Annotated in this window: 7 protein-coding genes and 1 pseudogene; 6 read left to right on the forward strand and 2 right to left on the reverse strand. The window is 61.1% G+C overall.

The genetic code is table 11. The features are described from left to right. Positions 1-43: 43 nt before the first annotated feature. Both Q1A34_RS19895 and Q1A34_RS19900 read right to left on the reverse strand, forming a co-directional pair. Positions 44-556, reverse strand: coding sequence for an RES family NAD+ phosphorylase (locus Q1A34_RS19895; protein ID WP_300038707.1), 513 nt, complete (start codon positions 554-556; stop codon positions 44-46). After that, positions 556-906 carry an MbcA/ParS/Xre antitoxin family protein gene (locus tag Q1A34_RS19900; protein ID WP_005617048.1) on the reverse strand — a complete coding sequence of 117 codons (351 nt, stop codon included), beginning with the start codon at positions 904-906 and terminating at the stop codon, positions 556-558. Before Q1A34_RS19900 ends, Q1A34_RS19895 begins: the two co-directional genes overlap by 1 nt. A 446-nt stretch (positions 907-1,352) precedes the next feature. Between Q1A34_RS19900 and Q1A34_RS19905 the strand changes: the two are divergent. The 6 genes and pseudogenes from Q1A34_RS19905 (at position 1,353) to Q1A34_RS19930 (ending at position 6,852) form a co-directional block, all read left to right on the forward strand. After that, positions 1,353-1,838, forward strand: a pseudogene (locus Q1A34_RS19905) (hypothetical protein). Positions 1,839-1,878: 40 nt separating this feature from the next. Continuing rightward, positions 1,879-2,817 carry a zincin-like metallopeptidase domain-containing protein gene (locus Q1A34_RS19910; RefSeq protein WP_300038715.1) on the forward strand — a complete coding sequence of 313 codons (939 nt, stop codon included), beginning with the start codon at positions 1,879-1,881 and terminating at the stop codon, positions 2,815-2,817. Positions 2,818-2,886: 69 nt separating this feature from the next. Continuing rightward, entirely contained in the window at positions 2,887-3,276 is a 390-nt protein-coding gene (locus Q1A34_RS19915) for a DUF3768 domain-containing protein (protein WP_300038718.1), read from the forward strand. 153 nt (positions 3,277-3,429) lie between these two features. Beyond that, positions 3,430-5,412, forward strand: coding sequence for a ParB/RepB/Spo0J family partition protein (locus Q1A34_RS19920; protein WP_300038721.1), 1,983 nt, complete (start codon positions 3,430-3,432; stop codon positions 5,410-5,412). A gap of 74 nt (positions 5,413-5,486) precedes the next feature. Next, on the forward strand, positions 5,487-6,080 hold the full coding sequence (locus Q1A34_RS19925) for a regulator (protein WP_300038724.1): 594 nt from the start codon (positions 5,487-5,489) through the stop codon (positions 6,078-6,080). 103 nt (positions 6,081-6,183) lie between these two features. After that, the gene (locus tag Q1A34_RS19930) at positions 6,184-6,852 is read left to right on the forward strand and encodes a hypothetical protein (RefSeq protein WP_300038726.1); all 669 of its coding nucleotides are present in this window, start codon (positions 6,184-6,186) and stop codon (positions 6,850-6,852) included. Positions 6,853-7,112 lie beyond the last annotated feature (260 nt).

A 7,112-nucleotide genomic window follows, 5' to 3' on the forward strand; every position in this document is an offset into this window, starting at 1 on the left:
GATGTCCACCGCGGTGGACAGATCCGGCACCAAGTCTCACAACTCACATGCGCGACAGCCGCTCTTCGTCATCCACCACTTCCAAAGAACCTTTATTGTCAGTCCATGCCCACAGGACGATGTTGAAGTCCGATGACGAGGCACCTTTCGCAAAACTCTTGATCAGAAGCCCCGCAAACCGATCCGCTATGAGGGCCCGTGCTAAATCCTGTGTCGGAATCGATTGCCCTTCGAGCATCTTCATGCGCCATGCAGGGTCGGCAAGCATCGCCGCTGTAGTGCCATACCGGTCAAGTCCGCCCGGATTGCGGGTATCGAAAATCGGCCCAAGGTCGGCGTTGTAGGACACCAAGATCGTGGGCTGCAGGCTGCCGACCTGGTTGGCTTCTCGGAGAGCGGTCGCGGGATCCAGCGAGGTGTAGATGGCAGGGGTGCCCTTGGCATTAAAGCGCCCTCCATAGAGTTCAGCGCCTCGTCCGGACAGAGGTTCACGCGCATAGACCGGATTGAGGGCGCGGTAGAGCGGCCCTGAGTAGCGTCCATTTTTCAGCGGCATCAGGCAAAGACGCCCGCATCGACCGCATCGATGTATTCCAGAACTTGCTGAGCTTTGCCTTCCTGAACCAGCTGCATGGCTGTTCGCCCATCAAAGCCGGGCAGGGGCTCTGACCGGTACCATGCATAGGCCATCAGTTCCGAGCCGAAGCGGGGTTCGACTTTGTTCAGCACCTCTACCAATTCGCGCAGGCGGCGCTGCGTCTTGTCCGAACCGATGCGGGTTCGCCTCTGCAACGCGTCTTTGCCCAAGCCGACGGTCAATGCGATCTCTTCTGCTGACGTGCGTAGCACCGCGGCGATCTTGCGCGGTTCGAATTGCCCAGCTTCAGCAAAGTTCGTGATGTGCATGATCTATGCTCCTACAGTGATACTGACGGTATATAGCGGCAATATTGCTGAAATTCAAGCTGTCAGGAGGTGCTGAGCCTTCGTTTCCCATGCTAATCCGTAACGCTGCATTGCTCTGAACTCCGGAAATCCTGATTTTTGGGCCTGAAAAGTCACAGTAGGCGCGTTTTTTGCCGATCGAGAACATCAGATAAGTTATTGACAATATGCTAAAGATTGCTGCGGTCGGACTGGGGTTGCCGATATACCTTGCCGATCTTGGACCCCAATCGGCACTGACTGCATGAAGTCCTTGGGAACCGCGGTGGTGTCGGACCCTTGTCAGTTTCCGCGGTCCAGTTGGCGGTTGGAAAGTGAAAGTGTTCTTCGGGTTTTGTGACTGACGGATGAGGGTCTTTTGGGGTCCCTCAGATGGGTCCGGGCCGGGTTCCGGTCTGCCGTTCCTGATGAAGGGCATTCCCATGCAAACAGGTGTCTTGCGCGTGTTGCGCGCCACCGCTGCCTCGTGGTGGCGACACAAGGAACTACGCCGAACCGGACAGACGGGGCAGGCACAACGGCTCGAGCGCGAGACTGTCCTGCGTGATCTCGGTTATCTGAAGCAGGCGGCGCTATTGCCTAACGCGCATGTGATCTGCTGAGAGGGTGGGACATTCATCCATCTCGGTTGGACCACCGTTTCGACCTTCGCGCCGATCGAGCGCTTTCCCTTGGCCACTCTTGCGGTCGCACGAGGGACCCCGTTCATCGATATCCGACCCGTCACTGATGTCATCGCCTTCGCGAACTTGCCGCGGGTGGCGCGGGACGGATCGGTCGACCCTGAACCCTGGGGCCCTGGCAGGTCCGTCTCGCTGACCACCTACATCGACATGGTCGAAGAGCTCGGCGCAAGCATCACCAACGATCCGCGCCCATGTCGGTCAACCTAGTCGCCACTCCCTCTCATCAACACTCGAAAGGAGGCCAGCCATGGCCCGATCCAGCACGCCCAAATTCGATGCCTCCGAGGTCATCACAAACGAAATCATCCGCATCATCGAGCGCGGCGTTCTGCCGTGGCGCAAGCCCTGGACGGCAGGAGGCAGTTCTCGCCCCCTGCGCGTGGGCGGTGAACCCTACCAGGGCGTGAACAACTTCCTGCTGACCATGCGCACCGTGATGGCGGGCCACAGCTCGCCCTTCTGGATGACGCTTCCGCAGGCCAATGCTTTGGATGCAAAGGTTCGCAAGGGCGAGAAGTCCTCTGTCGTTGTCTACTACGGCCAAAGCCGGAAAGACGCTGGCGGCGAGGATGATCAAGGGGAGAGCGATGATCAGTCCGAGGAGGCCCACATCTTCCGCTTCCAGAAATCCTACCGCGTGTTCAATGCCTGCCAGATTGAGGGCTTGCCCGAGAGGTTCTATCCGGACCCGGAGCCAGCGCCTGAACATCCGCCCTCCGAACCCATCCCGCCTATGCAGGCGTTTTTCGACGCCATCGACATCACGACCGTCTTCACGGGCACGGAGGCCTACTATCTGCCGCCCGTGGATAAGGTCTTCATGCCGTCGATTGCGCGGTTCGAGAACCCGCGGAATTTCTACGGGGTCTGGGCCCATGAACTGGCCCATGCGACAAAGGCGCGCCATCGGCTGAACCGCGACTACGGCCTCTCGCGCTTCGGCAACACGGCATATGCCCGCGAAGAGATTGTCGCCGAACTGACCTCGGTGTTCCTTGGCCAGACGCTCGGCTTCACAGCGCATACGCTCGAGATGAACGCGGCGTATCTCTACAATTGGCTGCGCGTTCTGCGCTCGGACAAGGGCGCGATCTTCAAGCACGCCGCCGATGCGCAGCGCGCTTGTGACTACCTGATCGCACGGTCGGAGGCGGGTGGGGCAGGGGAGGTCGACCAGGCCGCTTGAGGGGATGTGTGTCGGAAAAGGAAAAGTGGGCTTTGAGAAGGGTGTTTCAACTTCTCAAAGGAAATCCCCATGTCCATGACCGTTCAACCCCAGCCAGACCGTCCGGATCAGAGTGTGGTCGCGGCGCAGAACGACGCGTTTCGTAAGCTCGCATGCCTTGGGGTGCCGCCCGCGCAGCCCATCCAGGGCCGAATGCATGTCACCCGCTCGCTTATGGAGGCTGGTGACGGCTTCATGGCCGAGGCGGTGAAAGCCGCGGGGGCGTTCGACACGTTCGAGCCCGAGAATGATCCCGGAGGCTGGCATGATTTCGGGGCGGTCGAGATCCGGGGCGAGACCGTGTTCTGGAAAATCGATCTCTATGAGGCAGACTCGAATTTCCGCTACGGCGCCGAGACCCCGGACAATACTGCCACCACCACGCGCGTGCTGACCATCATGCTGGCGCGCGACTGGTAGAAGGGCAGGGGACTCCTTCCCCTGACATCTGAGACGATGAAGGCCCGCTGCCCCTCAAAAAGGCAAAGCGGGCCTTTTGTCGTGGTGATCCCTGAAGCCGGGGATTGGTTACGCGCGCGCGGGCCACACCTCACCCACCTGGAAGGATATCCCATGACCACAAGTTTCAAACCCGTCTCTGTCGCCATCGGCGATCTGACTGCACACCCCGCCAACGTGCGCAGCAACTCCCCGGAAACCTATGATCCCGAGAACATTGCGCATCTGAAAGCCAGCATCGCCGTTCTGGGCCTGCTCCAGCCGCTCTTGGTCCAGAAGCTTGACGGCAAATATGCTATCCTCGCCGGTGGCCGGCGCCATGCAGCCCTGAAGGAGCTGATCGCCGACAAGACCACCAAGGGGTTCACCGCGAAAACCAAGATCGACTGCCGCCTTGTGCCAGAGGAGTGCGACGTCACCACGGCGCTGTCGCTTGCCGAGAACATCACGCAAGCTCCGATGAATGCCATCGACGAGTTCGAGGCCTTCGCCCGGATGATGGAAGTCGATGGCCAGACGCCCGAGACCATCGCCAAGACCTTCGGCACTACCGTCGCCGCCGTCAAAGGCCGGTTGCGCTACGGCCTGATCCACGCGGACATCCGCGCCGCGGCCCGGACAAAGGTGATCACGCTCGACACGATGAAGGCCTTTGCCGAACACCCGAGCCAGGAGGTGCAGCGCGAGGTCTTCGAGGCGCTCACGAAAGACGACGGTTATCTGCAGGCCCATACCGTCGGACAGGCGCTCAAATCCCGCGGTGTGCAGGTCAGCGATGATATCGGGGCCTTTGTGCGCGAGGACTACGAAGCGCGGGGTGGGGTCATCGCGGCCGATCTACTGGAAGAGCATTCCGTGCTGGAGGATGCAGCGTTGGTCGAGAACATCCTGCTCGAGAAGCTCAGTGCCGCTGCTGAAGAAGCCTGCATGAGACTGGGCTTCGCCTGGGCCGATGCGATTGTGCGCTACGATTATGCGACCATGGCCGACTATGGCCGCGTCTATCCCGGCCCGATCGAGCCGGACGAGGCCGCCCAGAAGCGCATCGACGAGATCACCGCCGAGCTCGAGAAACTGCAGCTCAAGATGGAGGATGAGGGGCTCGAGGACGGTGCCTACAACGCGCTTTACGACCGCGTTGACGCTCTGGAAGAGGAAGCCCGCGATCTGCAGGAGGCCTACAGCACCGAGGACCTCGCCCGCGCTGGTGTGATTGCGTCGTGGTCGGCCGGTAAGGTCACGCTCCATGTGGGCCTCGTCCGCCCGGAAGACACCGTGAAAGAGGAAGGCGCGCGCGGCTCCTCGGCCAACCCGACCGCGGAGGAGGCCCCGGACGCCGGTGAAATCAGCTACCCGGCCTCACTGGCCGAGGATCTCAAGACCGAGCGAGCCATGGCGCTTGGGGCCGCGATGGCACTGCATCCCGAGGCCACGCTCGATCTCACGCTCTTCAAGCTGGTCAGTGATGTTCTGGCCAGCGGCATGAGTGTCACGCAGGCGATCAAGATCGATGCCCGCAAGGAATACCGCAGCCATGCCAAGATGGACGAGATCGACGAGACCTCGCTCGAGCAGGTGGCGGCGGCGCATGATGCGCTGGACATCTCCTGGCTCGATGACACCCGCGCGCCCGCCGATCAGTTCGCGGCGTTTCGCGCGCTCGATGCGGATGAGAAGGCCAAGCTCGTCGCCTATGCCACCGCCAGCACCACGCAGTCCTGCTTCGCGCGGGATCCTCGGCGCGACAGCCTGATGCATGCGTTCGAGATCGAGATCATGCCCGACATCCGTGCCCACTGGACGCCGAATGCGGCGCTCTTCAACCGCTTTAAGAAGGCCTGGCTGCTGAAGATCCTCGGCGAGGATCTGGGTCTCGCTCAAGAGGCGGTGACGCTGGCTTCGTCGAGCAAGAAAGAGATCGTCGCCTTCTGCGACAAGCTCTTCGCCGAGCCCTTCGCCACGCTCACGGACGCGCAGCGCGCTGCCGTGGCCGCCTGGTGCCCGCCGATGATGCAGACCGCCGGTGTCGCCTGTGATGAGGCGGAGCACACCGCGGAAACCCCGCAGCCTGACAGCGAGGTCGCGCAAGCGGCCTGAGTCCTCACGCGACCCGCGTGAAGTATTTCGCTCGCGCGGGTCGCCCCTCCCACGTCCAACGGAAAGACATCTCCATGGCTATTCTCAAGTTCTCTGCCTCCGCTGTCGCGGCGCAGATCGCCCATGCGCGCGCCTGCAAGACCTTCCTGCCCAATTGGAACGAACCCGTGGACAGGCCCGCCCTGATACTGATCGTCGGCAATGGCGTGCATCTGCGCTCGAACGGCATCGATGGCACGACCACCCGTATCGTCACCACCGAACAGGCCGATCCGTCTTTTGCCTTCGCCGACGGTATGAACCCATTTCGGGACACCGACTGGATGGCGCAGCGCCGCATGGCGTTTCGCGATCTGACCGGCCAGTTCTACACCGACATCCTCGACGATGTGCAGGTGCTCATCGACCGGGGGCAGGGGGCCATTCGCCTCGCCACCGATGGCCACAGCATCCGCGTCTTCGTGCGCCGGGCCTCGGATTATCTCATCGGCGGAACCTACGAAGTGCCCTCGGGCCTCGGCGGCACGTTCCGGGTTATTCTCAAGGATGCCTGCGACACCTTCGCGATCGTTCAGAACTGCGGCAATTGCGAGGATTTTGACGCGATGCAGCCCTACCGCGTGCCGCTCGATGCGCTCATGGAACTGGATGATCGGAGGGCGGCTTAAAGCGCCCTTTCTTAAACAAGCATCGCCAATACACTGCCAGGCCTGCGGCCTTCTCGGGACATTGGCGACAAAAATTTTCCCCAACGACAGATAGGACTCTGAAATGGGATGGCTCTTCTACACCGACCGCCGCGTCCAGACCTACGCGGATGAGAAAACGGAGATTGCCCGGCTCTGCTCCTCTAATGGCGACACGCGCAAAACCGAACTGGTCAAGGCCTGCAAGGTCGGCTCAACCTGGTATGCGGCGGCAAGGGTCATAAACCTCGACGGCACCCCTGTCGAGGACGCGACATATGTGACCGATGCGGATGGCTCCATTACTTTCGGGGCTGTCTTCCTCACCCGATACGATGACGGCTGCTGGGGCTACAAGGACATGGAGGAAAGCGCTGGCCCGGTCGAATCCCGCGCGCCACTGAGCCTGTTGGCTCTGCTGTCCGAGCTGAAAGACCCAGACAGCTACGCCAATGCCTGGCGCCAGCGCTGCCGGGACTGGGCCTCGATCCCGGACTACGACGAAGGCGACAAGATCAGGCTCGCCGCCCCTGTGACGCTCACTGATGGCAGTACCTGCCAAATCGTCACCGCGACGCACTACAGGCGCGGGCGGCAAAAGCGCCGCTGCTATCGCATCGAAGAAACTGGCGGGCTCGTGCGTCTGTCGAAAGCCTCGTTTGCCGGCTCGGAGCTGCTCAGCTCCGCGAAAAGCGAAGCCAGCCCGGTGCTCGCCGAGTTTATGGCGGGGCGGGGGGTAGTGGGAACTGACTGAGGACCGACTAAAGCGGACCTACATCGTCCGTCGGTAGAGAGGCAACTATGCGGACAAAAGCGGGCTTTCGCTGCGCTACAGCTAAACGGCGGCTTTCCGAACTTGACAAAACGAATTGTTAAATGATCGTTTTGACCTTATCAGACTGTTTCACGAATGGACTTCATTGTGCGTTCTTTCCTTAAATCAATTCAGTGCATGCTCGCTGTCATTATTTTGGCATCCGCTGCCAAGGCTCAAGACCCGACGCCTGCACTTCC

It is taken from the genome of uncultured Roseobacter sp., from assembly GCF_947491795.1.
Taxonomy (GTDB): Bacteria; Pseudomonadota; Alphaproteobacteria; order Rhodobacterales; family Rhodobacteraceae; genus Roseobacter.